Raw genomic sequence first — 25,049 nt, 5'->3', positions numbered from 1 at the left:
TTGTTTCAGGCATCTACAAAGCCGGAAAATGCTTGTATCATGTAAATACATCTTGGCGAATAACATCAAGGATATTCTAATGACTACAGATTCAGCTTTTCCAACACCTGCCAATTTAGGTATCGCGGTTTATAGCAATAATGCTGAGGCAATTGGTAATACACCTCTGGTTCGTATCAATCGTGCCATTTCTGGCGGAGCGACTGTACTTGCGAAAATTGAAAGCCGTAACCCGGCATTTTCGGTGAAATGCCGTATTGGCGCAGCCTTGATTGCTGATGCAGAAAAGTCAGGTAAATTGAAGCCGGGCATGCACATTGTTGAGCCAACCAGTGGTAATACCGGTATTGCGCTGGCATTTGTAGCAGCGGCTAAAGGCTATGACATTACCTTAACCATGCCATCAAGCATGAGTATTGAACGCCGTAAAGTAGTGAAAGCACTAGGTGCCAATCTGGTACTGACAGATCCAGCCAAAGGAATGAAAGGCGCGGTGGAAGAAGCACAACGTCTGGTGAATGAAAATCCTGAACTGTATTACCTGCCACAACAGTTTGAAAATCCAGCTAACCCAAAAATCCATGAAGAGACGACCGGTCCTGAAATCTGGGAAGCGACTGCAGGTAATGTCGATATTCTGGTAGCGGGTGTAGGGACAGGCGGCACGATTACCGGTATTTCACGCTTTTTTGAAAAAGTGAAAAACAAGCCGATTTATTCAGTTGCTGTAGAGCCTGCTGAATCTGCCATTATTGGTCAGGCAAAACGTGGTGAGACACTCACTCCAGGACCACATAAAATTCAGGGTATTGGCGCGAACTTTATTCCAAAGAACCTGGATCTGGATCTGGTAGATGAAGTGATTGCCATTACTAGTAGCGATGCAGTGGAATGGGCACGTAAAACTGCGACTCAAGAAGGCATCTTGGTGGGTATTTCAAGTGGTGCTGCAATGGCTGCAGCTGCGCAACTGGCTGCACGTCCTGAAAATGCAGGAAAAAATATTGTAGTAATTCTGCCAGATGGTGGTGAGCGCTATTTATCTTCAATTCTTTTTGAAGATATTTCTGCTGACTAAACTATTAACCAAGCAATTTCTTTAAATCTCAAAAAGCCTGAAGTCATCTTCGGGCTTTTTTATTAGGCGTTATGCCTTCATATAATGAAAGATCAAGAATTTAAACCAGAAGCTTGACCTTCCCATTATGGTAATGTTTAAGCTATAGCATAGGCAGTGAATGGGTGAATGGAGAGCGCAGAATGAATACACCAGCAACCACACAGTTGTACGAACAGCAGGTACAGATTTCAGGAATGACCTGTGCCTCTTGTGTTGCACGTATGGAAAAAGCCTTAAAGAAAATTGAAGGTGTGGTGGAAGCGAACGTCAATCTCTCCACTGAACAGGCTTTTTTAAAAAGTGAACAACCCATTCCTGCAACGCAACTCGTTAATGCTATCAATAAAACCGGTTTTGAAGCCGTGATCCAGCAGTTTGATTTAAATATTGAAGGCATGACCTGTGCGTCTTGTGTAGCTCGTGTTGAAAAAGCCTTGAAAAAAGTCGATCAGGTACTGGATGCGCAGGTTAATCTGGCAACCGAAAAAGCTCATGTCACTGCAATTCGTCCTCTCGCTGTTTCTCAATTGATCAAGGCTGTACAAAAAGCGGGCTTTGATATTCAAAGCGACCGAATTGAACTGGCTATTGAAGGAATGACCTGCGCCTCCTGCGTGGCACGTGTAGAAAAGGCCTTATTAAAAGTCGATCAGGTAAGTGAAGCACAAGTCAATCTCGCCACTGAAACAGCTTGGGTCAAGGCGCCGCGTAGTCAGCTTCCAGCTTTAATTGCTGCCGTCAAAAAAGCGGGGTATAACGCCCATGAAAAATTAGATGCGCAGACTATTGATGCTCAAACGATTTTTCAGGAAAAGAAAACCGCTGAAACTGAACAGCTAAAACGTGACTTATGGTTAGCACTAATTCTGGCTGTTCCGGTGTTTATTCTGGAAATGGGTTCACATCTGATTCCGGCTTTTCATCACTGGATTGCACATACGCTAGGTACCCAAAACAGCTGGTATATCCAGTTTGTACTGACGACTCTGGTTTTGCTGATACCAGGACGGCGGTTTTATCAGCATGGGATTCCGGCATTGTTGCGACTGGCACCCGATATGAATTCTCTGGTTGCCGTGGGAACAATAGCCGCTTATGGATTTTCCTGTATTTCCACTTTCTTTCCGCAATTATTGCCGCAAAGCACTGTACATGTGTATTTCGAAGCGGCGGCTGTGATTGTTGCCTTGATCTTACTGGGACGTTATCTGGAAGCTCGAGCCAAAGGTAAAACCTCTGAAGCGATTCAATATCTGGTTGGCTTGCAGCCAAAAACTGCTCGAGTACAGCAAAATGGAACCTGGGTTGATCTGAAAATTGCTGATGTACAGCAGGGCATGCTGATCGAGATTCGTCCGGGTGAGAAAGTCGCAGTTGATGGTGAAGTCGTTTCTGGTCAAAGTTATATCGATGAAGCCATGATCAGCGGTGAACCTTTAGCGGTGGCTAAACAGGCTGGAGATCGGGTGATTGGCGGAACGGTAAATCAGAATGGCACCTTGCAGATCAAGGCGACAGCAGTCGGACAAGATTCAGTTCTAGCTCAGATTATTCATATGGTGGAACAGGCACAAGGCGCAAAGCTTCCCATTCAGGCGGCAGTCGATAAAGTGACCTTATGGTTTGTACCGGCTGTGATGCTGCTCGCGACTTTGACTTTTATTGTCTGGTTCCTGTTGGGTCCTGAACCGAATCTGACTTATGCACTGGTCAATGCTGTTGCAGTACTGATTATTGCCTGTCCTTGTGCAATGGGCCTGGCTACGCCAACATCTATTATGGTCGGCACCGGCCGGGCAGCAGAGCTGGGTGTCTTGTTCCGTAAAGGCGAAGCATTGCAACTCTTGCAGCAAACCAGAGTTGTGGCGGTGGATAAAACCGGAACCTTAACTGAAGGGAAACCAGCCCTAACCGATTTTGCAGTGACATCTGGTTTTGAGCAGCAAATAGTATTGCAAATGGTCGCAGCAGTGGAAGCCAAATCTGAACATCCCATTGCTCATGCGATTGTGGAAGCTGCGAAAGCACAACAGTTGCAACTACCTGAAGTCAGTGATTTTGATTCAATCACCGGTGCAGGCGTGAAAGCTCAAGTTTCAGGTCAGCAAATTCATATTGGCGCAGAACGCCTGATGCAGCAATTGGGCTTAAGTGCCGATATTTTTAAAGAGAAAGCACAACAGTTAGGCGAGCAGGGACGCACGCCTTTATATGTCGCGATAGATCAGCAGTTGGCTGCCATTATTGCTGTGGCTGATCCGATTAAAGCCACAACCTATAGTGCGATTCAGGCCTTACATGATCAAGGCTTAAAGATTGCCATGATCACCGGTGATAACCAGCATACTGCACAGGCCATTGCCAGACAGTTGAAGATTGATCATGTCATTGCTGAAGTTCTGCCTAATGAAAAAGTCGATGCGGTACGCCAACTCCAACAGCAACATGGCATCGTAACTTTTGTCGGTGACGGGATTAATGATGCACCTGCCTTGGCTCAGGCCGATGTTGGAATGGCAATAGGAACTGGTACGGATGTCGCAATCGAAGCAGCAGACGTGGTGCTGATGTCTGGAAATTTACAGCATGTGGCAACCGGTATTGGCCTGAGTCAGGCGACCATGCGCAATATCAAACAGAACCTGTTCTGGGCCTTTGTCTATAATATTGCCTTGATTCCGATTGCTGCCGGTCTGTTGTATCCATTCTTCGGTATTTTGTTATCACCGATGTTTGCAGCAGGCGCGATGGCATTATCCTCAGTTTTTGTGGTCAGCAATGCGCTTCGTTTAAAGACTTATCAGCCGATCCAGTTGAAGGAGGCAGTGTAATGAATATTGGACAGGCCGCGAAACGCTCCGGGATCTCGGCCAAAATGATCCGTTATTATGAAGATATCGGTTTATTACCCAATCCTAAACGTAGCGATTCGGGTTATCGTATCTATAGTGACGATGACATCAAGACTTTAAGTTTTATTCAGCATGCGCGTGAATTAGGATTTTCTTCCGAACAGATGAAAGAATTGCTCGGCCTGTGGCAGAACGATGCCAGACACAGCAGTGATGTCAAACAGTTGGCGCAAAAGCATATCGAGTTACTGCAACAGAAAATTTCGGACATGCAAAACATGATGAAAATTTTGCAGCAATCGGTTGCGCAGTGTGCTGGAGATGAGCAGTCTGACTGTCAGATTCTGAAACAGATTGAGCAGGGTGTGTCACATGGGAAAACTGCCCATACGGCTATCAAAGCAGATCAATAGGCTTGAATTAAAATTCGCTTAACCCAAATTTAAACTGATCAAAGGGAGATCAAGATGAAATTCCGTATTGAAAATATGACTTGTGGTGGTTGTGCGCGTAGTGTGACTGCAACCATTCAGGAGCTGGATGAAAATGCTAAAGTCAATGTTGATGTAGTCAGCAAAATGGTAGAAGTTGAATCGAGTGCAAGCGAATCTGAGATTATCGCGGCATTAACTGAAGATGGCTTTCCGCCTGAAACTATGGCTTGATATTTGCCATTTAAAAAATAATTTTAAAATGCCTAATCATGATTAGGCATTTTTTATGAAACTGCAGATATTTTATCTGGCGTCATCAATGCCTGATTAATATATAGCTTAATCAGGCGTTCACGTGAACCAATCGCTTTTTGATAACTGGTCGAATTTAATAATAATGAAGCGCCATAAGTGACTGTCCAGATATAAGATAAATAATCCCGGATTGACATGGCACTGTCTAAAGACACCAGATAATCATGGGTCATATCTTTAATGCGGATAATCCGTTCTTCACGAATACGGTAGAGTTCCTGAAATAACTCTTTCAGGTTTTTTTCATTATTGGTTAAACGCTCTTCAATAACATGCAGCAAAATAGTCCGGTTTGAATTGAGCATGTGATAAAGCATATATTGCGAAACATAATTTTTAATATCGTTATTATATTTATCGGAAATTGCCAGAATTCTTTTTTCATTCAGAATGATGAGTTCTAAATATAACTGGTTCTTGCTTTTAAAATGCTTGTAGATGGTTCCTTTGGCGATGTCCAGTTCTTCAGCAAGTTCACTCAAGGTGATGTCCTGATTATTATCAAGCAGTAGACTTTCCGCCATGCTCAGGATCTTCTCTTTACGAAGAAGGAAGTTCTGCTGTCTTACAGTCGTCATCTTCTTGACTCATCATTTTCGAAAAGGAACCTACTAAGAATATGCTATTTTCACATGTATAGCTATAAAACTAAGGTCGTGATATTTATCTAAATTTGTATATTTATTCAACATTTCTTGTAGAAAAAAGTCATATACAGCTGCGCTAAAAATATTGTCAAGAAAATTGAACCCTTGAGATCAACTTTGCTAAATAAAATTCCATTTTCAATATATTTGATTTATGGTTTTAGGGCATAAAGCTGAATCATATTTTCGTTTTAAACCCAGACCAGACAAGGTTTAGCGAAGTGAAGCCAGAGTCATTTTAACAGCTTAAATTTTTCATTCATCAATGGATTTAAGTTTTAATGATTCAGTAAATACCAGAGGTATAAAGTTTTTGATTTTAAATTTTATATCGCTAATTTATGTCAATGAATTCATCGCCAGATTAATTCGATATGATGATTTTTGAATGACATGCATGGATTCGAGCAAAAAGCCTCAAAATATTTTCTCGAATCCATAATGAAAAAATACTCAGTAACAGGATTGAGTATCACCATTTTAGGAAGTTGAAAATGCCGATTTATAATGCGCCGCTGAAAGACATGGAATTTATTTTAAATGATGTATTTCATGCTGAACAATTTTGGCAAGGTAACGAAAATCTTGCACATCTCGATATGGCGACTGCAAATGCGGTTCTGGAAGAAATGGCAAAATTTTCAAAAAATGTCATTCTTGATCTGAATCGTCCTGCAGATGAAGAGGGTGGTGCTCAGTTTAACAATGGTGTGGTGACGACACCCAAAGGTTTTAAAGAAGCGTTCAGACAGTTTGCCGAAGGTGGCTGGGTAGGCTTGGGTGCTCCTGAAGAATGGGGCGGACAAAACATGCCGAAGATGCTCACGGTTCTAGCGGATGAAATGATCTGGAGCACCAATCCATCTTTTATGCTTTATCCGCTATTAACGGTGGGTGCAGGTATGGCCATCAATGACCGCGCCTCACAGGAACAAAAAGAAACTTATTTACCAAAATTCTATACGGGTGAATGGTCGGGCACCATGTGCCTGACTGAACCACATTCCGGCACAGATCTTGGCATTATCAAGACTAAAGCTGAACCGAATGAAGATGGTTCATACAATATTACCGGCACCAAAATTTTTATTACCAGCGGCGAGCATGATCTGAGTGAAAATATCATTCACCTGGTACTGGCCAAAACCCCAAACGCGCCAGCAGGTTCACGCGGTATTTCCCTGTTTATTGTCCCTAAATTCCTGGTTAATGCCGATGGTTCACTCGGTGAGCGCAATGCAGTGGCTGCCGGTTCGATCGAACATAAGATGGGCATCAAAGGCTCAGCAACCTGCGTCATGAACTTTGATGGTGCTAAAGGCTATATGGTGGGCAATGAAAATGAAGGTCTGGCGGGCATGTTCGTGATGATGAACTACGAACGTTTGTCGATGGGGATTCAAGGCATTGGCGCGGCAGAATTTGCTTATCAGAATGCCGCACAATATGCGACGGACCGTTTACAGGGCCGTGCATCAACTGGTGCAAAATCTCCAGAAAAACCAGCCGATTCAATTCTGGTCCATGGCGATGTACGCCGTATGTTGCTGAATGTACGTGCCAATAATGAAGCTTCACGTGCTTTCGCGGTGTATGTAGGTCAACAGCTGGATATCACCAAATACTCAACCGATCCTGAAGCGGTGCGTAAAGCGACTGACCGTGTGGCGCTGTTAACGCCAATCGCCAAAGCTTATTTGACCGACAAGGCCTTGGATTCTGCACTGGAAGCACAAATGTGCTTTGGTGGTCATGGCTATATCCGTGAATGGGGCATGGAACAGTGTATTCGTGACCTGCGCATTTCACAGATTTATGAAGGCACCAATGGCGTGCAGGCGATTGACCTGATTGGGCGTAAAACCACCAAATGTAATGGGGCTTATATCGCGGAATATATCGCAGAGATCCGTGAATTTGCCCAAAGTTTAGATGATTCATTGACGATTAAAACGGCGACATTAGAAACCTGCCAGCAACTTGAAGACATCACCAATTTTATTGTTGAGCAGTCTCAGCAGAATCCTGATTTCGCCAACTCGATTGCTGTTGATTATCTGCACGCTGTAGGTTTGTTGAGCTTCGTCTATATGTATGCGCGTATCAGTAAAGCGGCGGCTACCAAAGAAGAAAGCTATTTCCAGAATAAACTGGTACTGGCTAATTACTATATTGCTAAAGTACTTCCGGATTTAAGTGCGAGAATTCAACGCATTCAGGCAGGTGCAGAGCTGGTGATGCAATTGCCAGAAGAATATTTCACTGCACAAGCCTAAACCCGCAAATATTGCGAAGGACGAACACTGTAGAGCTATCACTTTGCAGTGTTGATAACAATGATGTTAAAGGATGAGATTAGAATGATTGTAATTGTAGAAGCTGTACGTACCGCGATGGGCGGTTTTCAAGGCTCACTTTCAAGCTGTACCGCACCAGATTTGGGTGCTGTAGTGATCAAGGAAGCGGTGGCACGTGCAGGTCTGGCAGCCAATGATATTGATGAAGTGATCATGGGGTGCGTATTGCCAGCCGGTTTAAAACAGGGGCCGGCACGTCAGGCCATGCGTCAGGCTGGTCTGCCAGATTCAACCGGTGCGACCACGATCAATAAAATTTGTGGTTCAGGCATGAAAGCGGTGATGCAAGCTGCAGATGCGATCAAGGCAGGTTCAGCAGAGATTGTGGTTGCAGGTGGTATGGAATCCATGTCGAATGCACCGTACTTAATGGATAAAGCTCGTGCCGGTTTCCGTATGGGCCACGGGAAAGTGACCGATCATATGTTCCAGGAAGGTCTGGAAGATGCTGAAACAGGTCTGTCGATGGGCATCTTGGCACAAGAAATGGCGGACAAGAAAGGCTATACTCGTGAACAACAGGATGACTATGCAATTGGTTCCTTAAATAAAGCCGTGACCGCCGTTCAGCAGGGCTTCTTTAAAGATGAAATCGTACCGGTCACTGTGAGTAGCCGTAAAGGCGATGTCGTGGTAGAACAGGATGAACAGCCACTGAATGCCAAAGCAGACAAAATTCCATCTTTACGTCCGGCATTTAAAAAAGACGGTACGATTACTGCGGCAAATGCCAGTTCAATTTCCGATGGTGCTTCAGCACTGGTCGTAACATCGAGCGAGATTGCAGCACAGCGTAACCTGAAACCTCTAGCGAATATTCTGGCTTATGCCAGCCATTCACAACATCCATCAGAATTCACGATTGCACCGGTGGGCGCAATTGACAAGGTACTGAAGAAAACTGGCTGGAATGCAGCTGATGTGGATCTATGGGAAATTAATGAAGCTTTCGCGATGGTAACCATGGCTGCGATTGATGCCTTTGAACTGGATCCTGCCAAAGTGAATATTAATGGTGGTGCCTGTGCTTTAGGTCATCCACTGGGCTCTTCAGGTTCCCGTATCATTGTGACCCTGATTCATGCCTTAAAGCGTACTGGTGGCAAGAAAGGCATTGCAGCACTATGTATTGGCGGTGGGGAAGCAACAGCGATTGCAGTAGAACTAATTTAAGTCTTTTCATAATTGCATGATCATATGCTCAAAGTAGCAAACTTAAATATTTTTTGAATTAGACCACAATGCTTCTGGTACGCCAGGAGCAGGTGTCTCTTTATTTTTAATTTTTGAGAATTTTTATGAACGGTTTAGAGCGTATTCGTTTGCTCGCATTACAAGATAAAGTAGTTCCTGTAGAAAAAGCACTACAATTGATTCAAGATGGTGATGTAATTGGTTTGAGCGGTTTTGGCGGCGCCGGTGAAGCGAAAACTGTGCCTTTGGCATTGGCTGAATATGCCCGGCAGCATCCGATCCGTATTAACTTGGCGACAGGTGCAAGTCTGGGGAACCGGATTGATGGGAAACTGAATGAAGCTAACGTTATAACCCGCCGTTATCCTTATCAGGCTGATCCTTCTTTACGTCAGGCCATCAATAATGGTGAAGTGATGTATATCGATCAGCATCTTTCTGAACTGGCAGACAATATCCGTCATAAAAACCTGCCGGCGATTAATGTCGCGATTATTGCTGCCACTGCCATTACTGAAGATGGTCAGATTATTCCCACAGGTTCTTGTGGAAACTCGGCGAATTTCATCGAAATGGCAGATCGGGTCATTGTTGAAATTGATACAACAGTTAATCCGGTGCTAGAAGGCGTACATGATATTTATTTGCCTAAAACCCGTCCAAACCGTGGCCCGATTCCTTTGACGCAAGCCAGTGACAAGATAGGTACAATCGGAATCCATGTTGCACCTGAAAAAATTGCTGCGATTGTCATTAATGAGATTCCGGATACTTCTTTCGCAATGGATGAGCCGGATGAAGAAACACTGGCGATTGCCAGCCACTTAATTCAATTCTTTGAAAATGAAGTCGCCGCAGGACGATTACCTGAAAATCTGGGGCCGCTGCAGTCCGGAGTAGGTTCCGTGGCAAATGCCGTATTTGCAGGTTTTGAACATTCTAATTTCAATAATCTTGAAATGTATTCTGAAGTCCTGCAAGACTGTACTTTCCAGCTTATCGATTCAGGAAAAATGACCTTTGCTTCTGGTTGTTCCATGACCCTGAGCGATGAATGTGCGGCACGGGTGATGAAGAATTTTGATCAGTACAAAGATAAAATTGTCTTACGCCCGCAAGAACTTTCCAACAACCCTGAGCTGATTCGCCGTCTGGGTATAATTGCAATCAATACCGCACTGGAGTTTGATATTTACGGGAATGTGAATTCAACCCATGTCGCTGGCACCAAGATGATGAATGGTATTGGCGGCTCAGGTGATTTTACCCGTCATGCACATATTGCGATTTTTGTGACTAAATCCTATGCCAAAGGTGGTGCGATTTCGTCTGTGGTTCCACTGGTGAGCCATACAGATCATACTGACCATGACGTGGATATTCTGGTAACAGAGCAAGGTTTGGCCGATCTGCGCGGATTGGCACCACGTGAACGTGCCCGCAAGATTATCGATATTTGTGCTCATCCCGATTATCGTAAAAGTCTGAATGATTACTTTGAGCGCGCCTGTGCGCATGGTGGGCAAACACCGCATTTGTTAAATGAAGCTTTGTCCTGGCATGCCCAGTTTGAAGAAACCGGTTCAATGAAAATTGCTTAGTTCTCTTTCTTAAAATAAGCCCAAAATAAAGCCTGTGAATCACGGGCTTTATTTATTGTACTAGATAAATATTTTAGTTCTGAATCAGACGTGGGTTATTAAAGACTTTATCCAAGATATGCCGATGAATGAAACGCAGTTTATCTTTCACAGCTTCAGTCAGCTTAAAGGGGTAAGCATCTTCCAGACCCATACTGCGGTTTAAGGCATTCAAATTAAAAGTCAGGGTGACCCAGTTTTCCAGGATATGTTCAAAATCCTGTCCACCAATCGGGCATTCTTTAAAGTCCATACTGGCTAGATTTCGGCCATTACCTTCCACGCGTAGACCGGCATAAAATGCAGTTTCCAGTGTTTCCATGATATGCAGATAATGTGACCAGGTTTCAGCCCAATCTTCCCACGGGTGTGCAGTGGCATAGGGACTAATATATTTTTCATGCCAGTTGATAGGCGCACCTTGATTATAGTGCCTCTCTAGTGCTTCACTATAATTTTGCCGCTCATCTCCAAAATAATGGCGAAGTTCATCGAGTAATTCCGGATGTAGATGCTGGATGACATTAAAATAAAAATGCCCACTTTCATGACGAAAATGCCCTAATAATGTCCTGTAATTTTCACCCATATTGACCCGGGTGGTTTCACGATAAACCACATCGGCCTCAAAGGCATTTAAGGTAATCACCCCATTGGCATGGCCGGTAAGTACTGGCTTGTCTTTTTCAGGAAGAAGAAAATCAAAACGCAAACCCAATGGATCATCATCCGAATGTTTTGGACGAGGCATAATGTTCATACGTTGGGTCAGATACAGAAAACGGCGTTTGGCTTCCTCCAGCCGATACCAGTAAATCATGTTTTCGGCATTTTCCAGATTTGGAATTACATGAGTCAGCTGGCAGGATTCGCAAAAATCTTCCTCATCATCTGCAGGGATCATCCAGTTACATACCTGATGATGGGTATAGTTATAACAAGGTTTATAACGGGAATATTGATACTTCTCGGCAACGGGAACCCACTCCTGAGCATTCAGCTTTTTAAATGTCGTCATTTCTTTTTCGGATGCGATATAGCCGATAGGAGAAAGGCAGTGATCACATACGAATTTGGCGAAAAAGATCTGCTGTTCGCAAACTGGACATTCAAAATACTTCATCGATACTCCCTGCAAAATGAATGAATTACAATGAATTACTGAAACTCTATAATTTATATTCAGATTGCATTGCGGAATTTTATCCTGTTTAAAAATTCATCATAAAAATTTCTTAAAAAACACTATGTTGATTAATTGTAAAATGCATGTGATCGATTATTCATTAAATTATGGTTTAGTGACTGTTTATAGACGAAAAGCTGACAGAAATAAAAAAACCGATGAACTGACTTATGTATTTTTTTCTTAAATAAAAACGAGAGTATCAATTTAAAAAAACTGAATAATGCAAACTATAAAAAAATTAGAGATCAAAAGTTATTGAAAAAAATCGATTGAATCGCGTTTTTCAAAAGACCTAATTGGTATATATTTTGCTCAATTTTAAAACATACATAATGCTGAAAAATAAATTATTTTTAATTTTTTAGTTCTGCTTTTGGGGTATTAAAATATGATGAAGATAAGAAAAGCCACTGTTCAGGACACACTAGCAATTGCGAACGTCATTGCCTCCTTTGTTGATGTCTTGATTTCTAGTGAAGAGGGACACAAGCGTTTTCAACCTGAAATTCTTCAGACCATTTTTGACCGAGCTGATATTCATTATTTTGTTGGAGAAATTAATCAAAAAATTGTGGGCGTGGTGGCCTATGTGGAACCTGCACACTTCATGCACTTTTTTCTGGATCCAGCTTATCAGGGTCAGGGATATGGACGACAAATGTGGAGTTTTTTAGAAGAACAAATCCGTAATCAAGGGCATCAAAAGATTACAGTCAAATCCAGTTTATATGGCTTCAATATTTATAAAAAATTTGGTTTTGTTGAGACGGGTGAACTTACTCAGGAACATGGCATTCGCTTTATTCCAATGGAAAAAGTTTATTCTGATGAAACATCTTCGGTCTCTTAAAATAGAAGAGCCGTTTATTATAAGTTAATCAAAGATCAGGAGTTATTTTCTTATTTATTAGCATAGTTGGAATCTGAGAAATCAATTTTATCCCTGTCAATTTGATAAATTTTAATTATTTTTAAATTAGAAAATTAAACTTTTAGCTATTAGCCATTATCTCATTTTTAATTAGTCATAGATTGTACTAAGGCATAGAATTAATTCACTTTTACGGTATTAATGATCAGGGTATGGCAATCAGCTGGATTTTCTTTACTTTAATGGCTGCATTTATGCAGGCCTGGCGAAATGCCTTTCAAAAGCAGCTCAGTACCACTGTCGATATTTGGGGCGTGACACTGGCACGTTTCCTGTTTGGCTTGCCGCTGGCCGGGCTTTACATTGCAGCTTTATATCACTTCAAGCCAGTTGAAAGTGTGGTGCATTTTACCCCTAAGTACTGGATCTATGTCCTGATTGCGGGTATCAGCCAGATTCTGGCAACTGCCTTGATGGTGCAGCTGTTTAAACAGAAAAATTATGCGATTGGCGTTGGACTGGCAAAAAGTGAAGCGATTCTGGCTGCCATTATTGGAGTGATTTTCCTGTCAGATCATCTTTCTGTACTGGCATGGATCGGGGTGCTGATCGGTGGTTATGCGGTATTCCTGCTGAGTAAAGGCAATCAGCTCACCGGTCTATCCACCAAGACTTTAGCCATCGGAATCGGCAGCGGTTTGAGCTTTGCTATTACTTCACTCTTGGTACGTGAAGCCAGTCTGGAACTACCAATGTTGCCAACCGTACATCGCGCTTCATGGGTACTAATTTCGGTGATTGGTTTCCAGTGCATCAGTATGCTGATTTACCTGAGCCTGTTTAGTCGAAAAACCTTAGTTGCCATGTGGCAACGTTTAGGTCTAACCTTTAAAGTCAGCTTCTGCAGCTTTATAGCATCCCTCGGCTGGTTTACCGCCATGAGTATGATGAGCGTGCCAATCGTGAAAACCTTGGGACAAATCGAAATCCTGTTCAGTCTGCTGATTTCCGCTTATTTCTTTAAAGAAAAACTGGCGCGTGCCGAGCATTGGGGCTTGGTACTGGTGGTGATTGCAGCGATGCTGGTGATCTGGGCTTAACGAATACACGAATAAAAGAAAAGCCACGATATATCGTGGCTTTTTTATAAGAATAAATTTAAGCAGCAAGAAAAGTTTGTACGGCCTGATTAAAGGCTTCCGGTTGTTCAATATTGGAAATATGCGAAGCATTGATTTCAAACAACTGGCTATTCGCAATACGTTGCTGCATAAACTGTCCATCTGCAACAGTCGTCACCGGATCCTGCTGACCCGCAATAATCAGCACAGGGATTTGAATGCTGCTAAGTTGTTCGCGGACATCCGCCTTAGCCAGAGCTTCACAGCAGTTTGCATAGCCTTCTGGGCTGCCAGCTCCGAGGTCGTTTGAAAGTTCTGCAACGACTGCCGGGTTGCTCTGGATAAAGGGATCGGTAAACCAGCGTGATGCCGCAGTTGCAGCAATTGGAGCAAGACCTTGCTCACGGACAAGCGCAGCACGGTCTTGCCATGCCTGTTCCTGTCCAATTTTGGCTGCAGTATTGCAGACAATCACGTGGCTAAAACGTTCTGGCTTATGAATCGCCAACCATTGACCGGTTAAGCCACCCATAGAAATACCACAGAATGCTGCTTTTGCAATGTTCAAATGATCCAGTAGATTCACGACATCCTGACCCAGCTGTTCCAGGCTATATGGGCCTTGTGGTGCTTCCGAACCACCATGCCCACGGGTGTCATAGCAGATTACGTAATAATCCTGCTGGAAATGCTCAATCTGTGGCTGCCACATGCTGTATTTGGTACCCAGTGAATTGGAAAATACCAATGCAGGTTTGCTAGCATCCCCAAAAGTCTGGTAATTGATCTGGGCATCATTTGATGTAAATGTTGGCATTTGTTATTCCTTTTATTTCCTTCTAAAAGTTCCTCCCTGAACAAGGCATAAGCACTGCTTAAGCCTTGTTCAAGAAAGGGAAGTTAGGAGGGATTTTTAAACACGTTCAATAATCAGCGCGATACCTTGACCCACACCGATACACATAGAGCAAAGGGCATATTTGCCATCAGTCTGTTCCAATTGGTTCAAGGCAGTAGTCACCAGACGGGCACCGGAAGCACCGAGTGGATGGCCAATGGCAATCGCACCTCCATTCGGGTTTACATGGGCAGCATCATCCGGAAGACCTAGGTCACGGGTCACGGCCAGTGCCTGTGCAGCAAAGGCTTCATTCAGCTCAATGACATCCATCTGGTCTAGCGTCAAGCCGGTCTGGGCCAGTAGCTTTTTAATCGCTGGTGCCGGGCCAAAGCCCATAATACGTGGTTCAACACCGACAACCGTTGAACCAATAATCTTTGCACGTGCTTTTAGGCCATATTCAGCAACAGCTTCATCAGATGCAATTAATAATGCCGCTGCACCATCGTTAATGCCAGAAGCATTACCCGCCGTTACAGTCCCCTCTGCTTTCACCACAGGCTTCAGTTTCGCCAGAGCTTCTGCTGTGGTAGAGGCACGCGGATGTTCATCAGTATCGACAACGATCGGATCGCCTTTACGCTGCGGAATCATCACAGGAATGATTTCCTTGGCAAAGAAACCTTTGGCTTGTGCTGCTGCTGTACGTTGCTGGCTGGTCAGGGCAAACTTGTCTTGATCTTCACGATTAATATTGAACTGTTCTGCCACGTTTTCAGCAGTTTCCGGCATGGTTTCTACGCCGTACATTTCTTTCAGTTTCGGATTGATAAAACGCCAGCCCATGGTGGTGTCTTCAATCTTCTGGCTACGGCCATACGCTGTTTCTGACTTGCCCATCACGAATGGGGCACGCGACATGCTTTCTACACCACCGGCAATAATCAGATGGGCTTCACCGGCTTTAATCGCACGTGCTGCCATCGCGACTGCATCCATCGATGAACCACGCAGACGGTTCACGGTCGTTGCCGGCACCTGATAAGGCAGACCTGCAAGTAGTGAAGACATACGACCGACGTTACGATTGTCTTCACCGGCCTGATTGGCACAGCCATAAATCACGTCATCGACCTGTTCCCAGTTTACCGATGGGTTACGTTCCATCAAAGCTTTAATTGGCAGCGCACCTAAATCATCTGCACGGACAGGCGCGAGGCCACCGGCATAACGGCCGAATGGGGTACGAATGGCATCGATGATATATGCGTTTTTCATTGTGTATTTGCTCACATATTTAAAAGAAGAAAACTCCTCCCTTTTTAAAGGGAGGTTGGGAGGGATTTAATGAAGTAGTTTTAATCCTCAAATCCTCCCTAAATCCCTCCTTTAATAAAGGAGGGACTTCCCCTTAATTTGATTGAGTCGCATCAATCAGTTTGGCACCAGTTAATGCCTGCAATTCTTCAAATGACAGACCTTCGACTTTTTCAATGACTTTCATGCCTTCAGGAGTGACATCAATTACACACAGGTCAGTATAGATGCGGTCCACACATTTCAGGCCAGTCGCAGGATAAGTCAGTTCAGCCACAATCTTAGGTTCGCCTTTTTTAGTGACGTGATCAGTAGTGATAAAGACTTTCTTGGCGCCGACGGCCAGATCCATCGCGCCACCGACTGCAGGAATTGCATCGGGTGCACCGGTATGCCAGTTGGCCAGATCACCATTTTCAGCGACTTGGAAAGCACCCAAAACTGCGATATCTAAGTGTCCGCCGCGCATCATCGCAAAAGAATCCCCATGATGGAAAAAAGCACCGCCAGTCAGCATGGTCACGAATTCTTTACCGGCATTAATCAGCTCAGGATCGCGGTCTTCTTCAGCAGGAGGAGGACCGAAAGCCAGCAGGCCATTTTCAGAGTGCAGGAATACGTCTTTGTCGCTTGGCAGGTAGCTTGAAATCTTGGTTGGTAAACCAATACCGAGGTTCACATAAGCACCATCAGGAATGTCTTGTGCCACACGTTCAGCGATCTGGTCACGGGTCAGTTTGTTATAGCTCATGAATCTTCTCCTTATCCGTGATTACTGTGCAGGTTTAACTTGAACAACGTGTTGAACAAAAATTCCTGGGGTAATGATGTGCTCTGGATCCAGTGCACCCAGTTCAACCACCTCAGAAACCTGTGCAATGGTTACATCAGCTGCCATCGCCATAATCGGGCCAAAGTTACGGGCAGATTTACGGTAGACCAGATTGCCCCAACGGTCGCCCTGATGGGCCTTAATTAAAGCAAAGTCAGCTTTAATCGGATTTTCCAGGACAAAATCTTTGCCTTCATAGTTCAAGGTTGGTTTGCCTTCAGCCAGCAAGGTACCAAAACCGGTTGGGGTATAGATTGGACCTAAGCCCATACCTGCTGCCTGAATACGGCAAGCCAGATTACCTTGCGGCACCAGTTCCAGTTCGATCTTGCCTGCACGATAGAGTTCGTCAAATACCCAGGAATCAGACTGACGCGGGAAAGAGCAGATAATTTTACGCACAGCGCCCGCTTTAAGCAGTTTCGCCAGACCATAGTCGCCATTACCAGCATTATTATTGACAATAATAAGATCCTTGATTCCCAATTCGATCAGACCATCAATCAGTTCAGCAGGCTGACCCGCTGTCCCAAATCCGCCGATCATAATGGTAGAACCATCCTTGATCTGGGAGAGTGCTTCTTTCAATGATAATGAACTTTTATCTATCATAATCTGGTCCTTACATACCCTAAACTAATGGATGTCTTTAAATTCGTTTTGAATCTGATGTTGCAACCGGAACAGCATTACGGTCTTTCTGTGACAGCAGAAAATGTGCTACCAGGCCAATACAAATCCCCCAAAAGACTGAACTCAGCCCCAAGAAATGCATGCCGGAAGCAGTTGCTAAAAAGGTGATCAGTGCGGCATCACGTTGCGACTCTTTGCCCATCGCCATAGAGATGTTAGTGGCAATTGCTCCGAGTAAGGCCAGTCCTGCCAAAGCTGCAATTAATTCCTTCGGCATCAGGCTAAACAGCAATACAATGCTGCCGGCAAACAGGCCGCCTAAAATATAAAAAAGCCCGTTCGCCACACCCGCGATATAACGCTTTTCTTTCAGCTCGTGCGCGTCTTTGCTTAAACACAATGCGGCCGTAATAGAGGCCAATACAATAGTAATCCCCCCCACACAGGCTACTGCGAGCGAGGCAATACTGGTTGCACTGATAATTGGCTTGGCAGGCATGTCATATCCACTGATCTTGATAATGGCCATTCCTGGTAAGAACTGGCCCGACAGACTGACCAGAATAAGCGGGAGGGCCAGATTCAGGGTGGAACTCCAAGTCCATTCCGGTGCAATAAATTGCGGAATTGCCAGACTGAAATCTGCCGTGACCGGATTAATCTTGCCCAGCAGCATGCTTAAAATCACACCGGCAACCAGCACCCAGACCATGGCATAACGTGGACTGAAACGCTTGGCCAGCAAAAACACCGCCAGCATGCCAAAGACGATATAGGGCATGGTATCGGTCGCGGTGAACAGTCCTAAACCAAACTGCAGTAAAATTCCGGCCATCATTCCGGCAGCGACTTCCTGGGGAATCCAGGACAGCAATTTGTCGAAATAACCGGTAATCCCAATGAGAAAAATCACCACAGCAGAGGTGATATAGGCCGCAACCGCTTCATTGAGCGAAATATCGGGAAACAGCGTGACCAATAGTGCCGTTCCGGGCGCAGACCAGGCGGTGACAACAGGTATTTTGTATTTAATCGATAAAAAGATACCTGCGAGCGCCGCACCAATAGAAATTCCCCAGATCCATGAAATCATCATGGCAGGCGAAACTTGTGCCTGCTGGGCCGCCTGGAAAAAAATAATCAGGGGACCGGAATAGGAAATCAGCACGGCTAAAAATCCTGCCACCGTGGCTGAAATCGACCAGTCATCCTTCAGGGTTTGAAACAGGTGTGTCATTGCGGTTGCCTCCTTGCGGTCAATGAGCCTGTATGCAATCAGGTTTAACCCTGATCGCCGCCACCAACTGGAACTATAGTTCCAGTCATATATGATGCTTCATCTGAAGCCAGAAACAGAATGGCATTGACCTGTTCCTGGATCGTGCCATAGCGTTTCATATGGCTGCGATCCTTGGTCTGGTCGACCACATCCTGCATCCATTGTTCTTCCTGTTCGCTCAGCGGTTTGGCATTGCGTGGAATCTTGCGTGGCGGTGCTTCGGTACCACCTGTTGCCACAGCATTCACGCGGATACCATCTTTGGCATGTTCAAAGGCAAGAGCAGCAGTCAAGCCGTTAACTCCACCTTTAGAAGCCGAATAAGGCACCCGGTTAATGCCACGGGTTGCAATTGACGATACGTTTACAATGGTACCCTTCTGATTTTTAATCATTTCTGGTAAAACTGCACGGCAGCACCACAGCGTTGGAAACAGCGAACGGTTCACTTCCTTGATAATTTCCTCTTCAGAGAATTCTTCAAAAGGTTTCATCCAGATGGCACCACCCACGTTATTGATCAGTACATCGACACGACCATAGGTATCTAAGGCTTTTTCAACGACAGATTGAGCACCGGCATAAGTTTCCAGATCGGCTTTTACAGTAATGGCATCGCCACCTGTGGCTTCAATCTCTGCCAATACTTCTTCTACATAGGGAGAAAGATCGGCCATGATGACTTGAGCGCCTTCGCTCGCCACCTGAATCGCGACACCGCGACCGATGCCTTGCGCAGCACCAGTCACGATCACGACTTTATTTTCAAATCTTGGGTTACAGTTCATGAGGTTCTCCGGCTTCTAAACTTAGTTGGCAGAGAATTTTTCAAACAGGAAGCTGGCAGGTTTGACACCTTCAGCATCCAGCCAGCTGCGAACCGCTTCAACCATTGGCACCGGACCACACAGGTAGATGTCGACATCTCCAGCATTCAGCCATTCGTTTTCGATATGACCGGTCACATAACCTTTACGCTCATGTGTAGATTCTGGATTTGCGACCACTGTGCGATATTCGAACCATGGGAATTTGTCCTGAAGTTCATTCAGCTTTTCGATTGCGACCAGGTCAAAGTCATTGGTCACACCAAATACCAGACGTACTGGATGTTCCGAACCTTTTTCTTCCAGAACTTGCAGCATAGACAGGAACGGGGCAATCCCGGTACCACCTGCCAGCATCAATACCGGCCGGGTCACATTACGCAGATAGAAGCTGCCGAATGGACCGGTAAAGGTCATTTTGTCACCGGCTTTTGCGTCAGCGCTGAGGAAGCTCGACATTTTGCCGTTAGGGACATTACGTACTACAAAACCAGTTAAACGGTTACCCGGTTTAGAGCTGAATGAGTAAGAACGGGTTTCAGTGGTGCCTGGAATACTAACATTGACATATTGTCCGGCCAGAAAATGGATATCTGGTTGACCATCATCGAGTTGAATATCAAAAGTAATGGTGGAATCAGACAGGTTTTCTACACGGGCCAACGTACCTTGAAATGCATGAATCTCGGTTTTACAGACATCAGAGGAGGCCTGAATTTGGAACACGGCATCCGAAGTCGGTTTACATTGGCAAGCCAGGATAAAACCTTCTGCGGCTTCTTCTGGTGTCAGTGCATCTTCAATGTACATTTCTTCAGGCATGTCATACGCACCTGATTCACAAAAAGCGCGGCACGTTCCACATGCACCGTCACGGCAATCTAGAGGGATATTGATCTTTTGACGGTAAGCTGCATCGGACAAGGTTTCGCCTTGGGCAACACTAATAAAACGTGTAACGCCATCTTCAAATTGGAGTGCAACATTGTGGTTTGACATGGCTGAATATCCTATATAAATCTTTGAAACTTAGCCTTTCAGCCATATTTCCCTGGCTGAAAGGTTTGACCTTGCTGTCGAGACAGTCTTAGAGGTGATAAATGTCGATAACCTGGTTGATGTAATCGTTTTTCAGTACCACGTATTTGCTTAAAATCTGTGGTTTTTCGCCTGAAAAATTGATTACATAACGAGACATACCAAAGTAGCTGTAACTGGTTTTGTAGCGGAAACTCAGGGTATTCCAGTTAAAGCGCACAGTGACCTTGTCGCCATCACGTTCCACAATTTCAATATTGCAGATGTTGTGACTAGTACGGGTATCCGGCATGGTGGCAGATGAACGTTCTGTCTTGATCCGGAACACACGGTCTTCAAGACCCTGACGGTCTGGGTAGTAAATCAGTGAGATTTCAGACTGTGGATCTTCAGTCAGACAGTCATCATCATCCCAAGCAGGCATCCAGAAAGAAGCAGTAGGGGCGTAGCACTGTAACCAGTCATCCCATTGCTCATCATCTAAAAAGCGGGCTTCCTGATACAGGAACTGTGCAATATTTTCTAAAGTGATGTCGCTCATGCGGTTTCTCCTTCAGTGCTTGCAGCAATTTCTTTTTCAGTCGCAATGCCTTTTTTGATCAGCTCTAACCAGTACTGGTGCTGAGCCAGGTACAGGCCTTCATCTTCTGTTTTAGTACCAGACAGTTTTGGTTTCAGGCCAATTTCATTGGCTGCATCATCTGGCCCTTGAATCCAGTGCTTAGAACCACGGCACATATCATTCCATTCCAGCGCGATCCCAGCATAACCGGCCTGACAAGCTCGGAATTCTTCCAGATCGTCTGGGGTAGCCATACCAGAAGCATTAAAGAAATCTTCATACTGACGGATACGGCGAGTGCGTGCTTCCGGCTCTTCACCGACAGGACCGATACAGTAAATCGTCACTTCAGTCTTATCGACAGAGATTGGACGCAGAACACGGATTTGTGAGCCGAACTGATCCATGAAGTAAACGTTTGGATAGATACACAAGTTACGTGAACGTTCGATCATCCATTTCGCCATGGCTTCGCCATAACGCTCGGTATATTCATCTTTCTTAGCAAAGTTTGGACGGTCTTCCGGGTTGGCCCATTGTGTCCAAAGCAGCATGTGACCATGTTCAAAGCCGTAAGAACCACCGCCTTGTTTGCCCCATGAACCTGCGCTCATGGCACGAATATTATCGCCAGCTTCTTTTTCCTTACGTTGCTGAGTCGTTGCAGCATAGTTCCAGTGCACGGCAGAGACGTGATAACCATCGGCACCGTTTTCTGCAGTCAGCTTCCAGTTACCTTCATAGGTATAAGTCGATGAACCACGTAAAACTTCCAGACCTTGCTCAGACTGACCCACGATCATGTCGATGATCTTGGTGGCTTCACCCAGGTATTCTTCCAGAGAAGGAACATCCGGATTCAGGCTGCCAAACAAGAAGCCTTTGTAATTTTCAAAACGAGCTACTTTTTTCAGGTCATGAGAACCGTCCTGGTTAAAGCAATCTGAATAGCCTGCATCAGCCGGATCTTTCACTTTTAACAGCTTGCCCGAGTTATTGAATGTCCAGCCATGGAATGGGCAGGTATAGGTTGCTTTATTGCCACGCTTATAACGGCACAGTTGTGCACCGCGGTGAGAGCAGGCATTGATCATGGCATTCAGTTCGCCATTGCGGTTACGTGCAATGATGATTGGCTGACGGCCAATATGGGTTGTGTAGTAATCGTTGTTATTGGGAATCTGGCTCTCATGGGCCAGATAAACCCAGTTTCCTTCAAAGATGTATTTCATTTCCAGATCAAACAGGGCTTGATCAGTAAATACGGAACGGTGCAGTTTAAATTCACCAGATTCAAAATCATCGACCAGTAATTCATCAATACGGTCTAAATGGCTGGTGTTAATTACAGGAATACGAGGCATGTCCAGTCTCCGACTTTCCAAGGAGGGGAAGTCATCGGGATGTTGCTCAGACTGACATCCCGATTCCATTTTGAATTAAGCGCTTGCGCGACGACGTTCTACTTCAGTGCTTGGTGCAGCAACCTGGTCTTTCACCAGTTCAATATTGAACTGGATATGTTTGAATGGACCATTTAAACCACGGCGTGCGATTTCAGCTTCATCGGTCACATCAACAGCAGTTGCGACCAGACCATCACGTGTGGCGAAGGCAAAGTCATCCCACAGGTATTGATCGCCTTCGATATTGAACTGTGTGGTTAACTTTCGGTAACCCGGTGCAGATACGAAGTAATGCACATGAGATGGGCGGTTACCGTGACGACCTAATTTGTCCAGTACGAACTGGGTAGTACCTTCAGGTGGACAGCCATAACCGACCGGCATGGTAGTCAGGGCAACATATTTACCGTCTTGATTGGTAAAGATAGAACGGCGCAGGTTAAAGTCAGATTGCGACTTGTCAAAGAAAGAGTAGTTGCCCAGGCTGTTGGCATGCCAGACTTCAACTTTTGCACCTTCAATGATGTTGCCGTCAGTATCGGTCACTGTGCCTTCAATAATCAGGGTTGGAATTTTGCCCTCTTCAGAACCGTCATCCATACGCGCAAAACCAACGGACTCAGGAGCACCTGCAACATACAGCGGGCCTTCGATGGTACGTGGTGTACCGCCAGTAATGCCTGCTTTGGCATCTGCTTCATCCGCGCGTAAGTCTAAGTAATGTTCCAGACCCAGACCTGCAGCCAGTAAGCCTAATTCATTGGCTTGACCTGCATCAGTAAAGTATTCCAGACCTTTCCAGAGTTCAGTCTGAGAAATATCAAGATCTTCAATAGCCTGGAAAAGATCACCTAATAAACGTACAACAACTTGTTGTACACGCTCATCAACTGGTCCTGTCGCTGTATCGACATTCATTTTTTTAACCAGTGCATCAATTTCTTGGCGGTTCATACTATTGCTCCTAAAGTATGTCTTTCATATTTTAGTGGCGCATGTTTTAGCATTCGTTTGGCTGGCTAAATCTTGCTGACCACAAGTCCTTTTGGATTACCCTCAGGTGTAAGAGGGGAAGAAAACTCTTTCATTTCCATTCCCGAATTTATTCATTACTTGTCATCATCCCGAATCGATGATGGATGGCGGTTCAATGCCATAACTTTGATGTTCATATACGGGTAGAGCGGCAAGCCTTGTAGCAGGTTGTGCAACTCTTCATTGCTTTCAACATCAAAAATACTGATGTTTGAATACTGTCCGGTGATACGCCAGATATGACGCCACTTACCCTGGCGTTGCAGATCCTGTGAATAAGCTTTTTCAACTGCCTTAATTTCATTGGCCTGTTCAACGGGCATATCTTTTGGAATATTGACGTCCATTCGTACTTGGAAAAGCATGGGGTTCTCCTGGAATTATTGACGACGCAAGTTGTCAATTTTGTTTTCATCCAACTCAATACCCAGACCTGGTCCTTTCGGAATCTCAAGTTCAAAGTTTTGATACTGGAGTGGGGTTCTTAAAATTTCATCAGTTAACAGCAGTGGACCAAACAGTTCGGTGCCATAAGCGAGACTTTCAAAAGTCGAGAAGGCATGGGCAGAGGCGATCGTGCCCACCGGACCTTCAAGCATGGTGCCGCCATACAGATCGATACCTGCCAGCTGTGCCACTTTTGCAACTTCACAACCTTCAATCAGGCCACCAGATTGCGCCACTTTGACTGCAAAAACTGATGAGCCATGCTGACGTGCGATCTGATAGGCAGACTGCGGACCCATCAAGGATTCATCCGCCATGATGGCGATATCAAAACGCTGGGTCAGACGTCGCATTGCATCCAGATTGTCAATGGCACATGGCTGTTCAATCAGGTCAATGCCGCCGTCCTGGAGTAACTGAATGCCTTTAATCGCGTCCAGCTCTGACCAGGCACGGTTCACATCCACACGGATCGAAATGTCTTTGCCCAATGCCTGTTTAATGGCAAGCACGTGTTCAACATCCTGTTCCACTGGACGTGAACCAATTTTCAGTTTGAAAATATTGTGGCGTTTGGCCGCAATCATTGTCTGGGCTTCAGCAATGTCTTTCTCGGTATTGCCAGATGCCAGTACCCAGAGCACTGGTACGCTGTCACGTAAACGTCCACCTAGAATTTCACTCAGTGGCAGATTCAGACGTTGTGCCTGAATATCCAGCAGTGCGGTTTGAATGGCACATTTGGCAAAGCGGTTACCATTAATATTTTTTTTGATGGCTTGTAATGTCTGTGCAACATTCAAACCTGATAATGTTTTCAGAAGCGGTGCAAAGTAAGTCTCAATATTCACTTTGACACTTTCTGGGCTTTCTTCACCGTAGCCTAAACCGCCAATAGTGGTGGCTTCGCCCCAACCCACATAGCCGTCTTCGGTGGTGATTTTGACCAGGACCAGTGTCTGGGTTTGCATGGTTGCGACAGCCATCTTGTGAGGACGGATCGTCGGTATTTGAACCAGCAAGGTTTCAACTGACTTATACATAATTACGCTTCACATTCTTGCTTTAATGTTTTGACTTGATATACCTTAA

At 44.9% G+C, this 25,049-nt stretch carries 23 protein-coding genes; 9 read left to right on the top strand and 14 right to left on the bottom strand.

All coding sequences use genetic code 11. The features are described from left to right. Positions 1-79 precede the first annotated feature (79 nt). The 4 genes from cysK to FTV18_RS07845 all read left to right on the top strand — a co-directional run bounded on the left by cysK (position 80) and on the right by FTV18_RS07845 (position 4,637). Positions 80-1,078: a cysteine synthase A gene (cysK, locus tag FTV18_RS07860; protein WP_180017379.1), complete on the top strand. Its 999-nt coding sequence runs from the start codon at positions 80-82 to the stop codon at positions 1,076-1,078. Between the two features lie 182 nt (positions 1,079-1,260). Continuing rightward, positions 1,261-3,951, top strand: a complete 2,691-nt coding sequence (locus FTV18_RS07855; protein ID WP_180017377.1) for a heavy metal translocating P-type ATPase — start codon at positions 1,261-1,263, stop codon at positions 3,949-3,951. After that, positions 3,951-4,385, top strand: coding sequence for a Cu(I)-responsive transcriptional regulator (gene cueR / locus FTV18_RS07850; protein WP_180017374.1), 435 nt, complete (start codon positions 3,951-3,953; stop codon positions 4,383-4,385). The genes FTV18_RS07855 and cueR overlap by 1 nt, the downstream gene beginning before the upstream one ends. Positions 4,386-4,439: 54 nt before the next feature. Next, on the top strand, positions 4,440-4,637 hold the full coding sequence (locus tag FTV18_RS07845) for a heavy-metal-associated domain-containing protein (RefSeq protein ID WP_125278609.1): 198 nt from the start codon (positions 4,440-4,442) through the stop codon (positions 4,635-4,637). A gap of 53 nt (positions 4,638-4,690) precedes the next feature. On the opposite strand, the gene FTV18_RS07840 is transcribed toward FTV18_RS07845, so the two are convergent. Further along, the gene (locus FTV18_RS07840) at positions 4,691-5,299 is read right to left on the bottom strand and encodes a TetR/AcrR family transcriptional regulator (RefSeq protein ID WP_005235816.1); all 609 of its coding nucleotides are present in this window, start codon (positions 5,297-5,299) and stop codon (positions 4,691-4,693) included. A 563-nt stretch (positions 5,300-5,862) separates the two neighbouring features. Here FTV18_RS07840 and FTV18_RS07835 point away from each other — a divergent pair. The 3 genes from FTV18_RS07835 (at position 5,863) to FTV18_RS07825 (ending at position 10,520) form a co-directional block, all read left to right on the top strand. After that, on the top strand, positions 5,863-7,644 hold the full coding sequence (locus FTV18_RS07835) for an acyl-CoA dehydrogenase C-terminal domain-containing protein (RefSeq protein ID WP_180017372.1): 1,782 nt from the start codon (positions 5,863-5,865) through the stop codon (positions 7,642-7,644). 78 nt (positions 7,645-7,722) lie between these two features. Beyond that, a complete protein-coding gene (locus FTV18_RS07830; protein ID WP_180017458.1) occupies positions 7,723-8,898 on the top strand; it encodes a thiolase family protein in 1,176 nt (391 codons plus the stop codon). Positions 8,899-9,023: 125 nt separating this feature from the next. Beyond that, a complete protein-coding gene (locus FTV18_RS07825; RefSeq protein ID WP_180017369.1) occupies positions 9,024-10,520 on the top strand; it encodes a succinate CoA transferase in 1,497 nt (498 codons plus the stop codon). A gap of 73 nt (positions 10,521-10,593) precedes the next feature. Here FTV18_RS07825 and FTV18_RS07820 read toward each other — a convergent pair whose 3' ends face one another. Beyond that, entirely contained in the window at positions 10,594-11,682 is a 1,089-nt protein-coding gene (locus FTV18_RS07820; RefSeq protein ID WP_180017367.1) for a putative zinc-binding metallopeptidase, read from the bottom strand. A gap of 457 nt (positions 11,683-12,139) precedes the next feature. Here FTV18_RS07820 and FTV18_RS07815 point away from each other — a divergent pair, with 457 nt between their 5' ends. Continuing rightward, positions 12,140-12,598 (top strand): GNAT family N-acetyltransferase, encoded by a 459-nt coding sequence (locus FTV18_RS07815; protein WP_180017455.1) that lies wholly within the window; start codon positions 12,140-12,142, stop codon positions 12,596-12,598. Positions 12,599-12,831: 233 nt separating this feature from the next. Then, positions 12,832-13,719, top strand: a complete 888-nt coding sequence (locus tag FTV18_RS07810) for a DMT family transporter (RefSeq protein ID WP_180017365.1) — start codon at positions 12,832-12,834, stop codon at positions 13,717-13,719. A 58-nt stretch (positions 13,720-13,777) separates the two neighbouring features. On the opposite strand, the gene pcaD is transcribed toward FTV18_RS07810, so the two are convergent. The 12 genes from pcaD to FTV18_RS07750 form a co-directional block, all read right to left on the bottom strand. Then, positions 13,778-14,557, bottom strand: a complete 780-nt coding sequence (gene pcaD, locus FTV18_RS07805; protein ID WP_180017363.1) for a 3-oxoadipate enol-lactonase — start codon at positions 14,555-14,557, stop codon at positions 13,778-13,780. Positions 14,558-14,653: 96 nt separating this feature from the next. Beyond that, positions 14,654-15,859: a 3-oxoadipyl-CoA thiolase gene (gene pcaF / locus FTV18_RS07800; RefSeq protein WP_180017361.1), complete on the bottom strand. Its 1,206-nt coding sequence runs from the start codon at positions 15,857-15,859 to the stop codon at positions 14,654-14,656. 133 nt (positions 15,860-15,992) lie between these two features. Then, positions 15,993-16,649 carry a 3-oxoacid CoA-transferase subunit B gene (locus FTV18_RS07795; protein WP_180017359.1) on the bottom strand — a complete coding sequence of 219 codons (657 nt, stop codon included), beginning with the start codon at positions 16,647-16,649 and terminating at the stop codon, positions 15,993-15,995. 21 nt (positions 16,650-16,670) lie between these two features. Continuing rightward, positions 16,671-17,342 carry a 3-oxoacid CoA-transferase subunit A gene (locus FTV18_RS07790; protein ID WP_086044785.1) on the bottom strand — a complete coding sequence of 224 codons (672 nt, stop codon included), beginning with the start codon at positions 17,340-17,342 and terminating at the stop codon, positions 16,671-16,673. Between the two features lie 37 nt (positions 17,343-17,379). Beyond that, positions 17,380-18,600: a benzoate/H(+) symporter BenE gene (gene benE / locus FTV18_RS07785; protein ID WP_180017357.1), complete on the bottom strand. Its 1,221-nt coding sequence runs from the start codon at positions 18,598-18,600 to the stop codon at positions 17,380-17,382. A 44-nt stretch (positions 18,601-18,644) separates the two neighbouring features. Beyond that, a complete protein-coding gene (gene benD / locus FTV18_RS07780) occupies positions 18,645-19,430 on the bottom strand; it encodes a benzoate diol dehydrogenase BenD (RefSeq protein WP_180017354.1) in 786 nt (261 codons plus the stop codon). A gap of 21 nt (positions 19,431-19,451) precedes the next feature. Then, positions 19,452-20,468, bottom strand: coding sequence for a benzoate 1,2-dioxygenase electron transfer component BenC (gene benC / locus FTV18_RS07775; RefSeq protein ID WP_180017352.1), 1,017 nt, complete (start codon positions 20,466-20,468; stop codon positions 19,452-19,454). Positions 20,469-20,556: 88 nt separating this feature from the next. Continuing rightward, positions 20,557-21,048: a benzoate 1,2-dioxygenase small subunit gene (gene benB, locus FTV18_RS07770; protein ID WP_180017351.1), complete on the bottom strand. Its 492-nt coding sequence runs from the start codon at positions 21,046-21,048 to the stop codon at positions 20,557-20,559. Then, entirely contained in the window at positions 21,045-22,433 is a 1,389-nt protein-coding gene (gene benA, locus FTV18_RS07765; protein WP_180017349.1) for a benzoate 1,2-dioxygenase large subunit, read from the bottom strand. Before benA ends, benB begins: the two co-directional genes overlap by 4 nt. A 75-nt stretch (positions 22,434-22,508) precedes the next feature. Further along, complete coding sequence (gene catA / locus FTV18_RS07760) at positions 22,509-23,429, bottom strand: catechol 1,2-dioxygenase (RefSeq protein WP_180017347.1); 921 nt, start codon at positions 23,427-23,429, stop codon at positions 22,509-22,511. A 155-nt stretch (positions 23,430-23,584) separates the two neighbouring features. Beyond that, a complete protein-coding gene (gene catC, locus FTV18_RS07755; protein ID WP_180002032.1) occupies positions 23,585-23,875 on the bottom strand; it encodes a muconolactone Delta-isomerase in 291 nt (96 codons plus the stop codon). A gap of 15 nt (positions 23,876-23,890) precedes the next feature. Continuing rightward, positions 23,891-25,000, bottom strand: a complete 1,110-nt coding sequence (locus FTV18_RS07750; RefSeq protein WP_180017345.1) for a muconate/chloromuconate family cycloisomerase — start codon at positions 24,998-25,000, stop codon at positions 23,891-23,893. Between the last annotated feature and the right edge of the window lie 49 nt (positions 25,001-25,049).

The sequence above is a fragment of the Acinetobacter sp. YH12241 genome (assembly GCF_013417535.1).
Lineage (GTDB): Bacteria > Pseudomonadota > Gammaproteobacteria > Pseudomonadales > Moraxellaceae > Acinetobacter.
The sequence above is the reverse complement of the archived record's forward strand: the minus strand, read 5'-3'. Positions and strand labels throughout refer to the sequence as shown.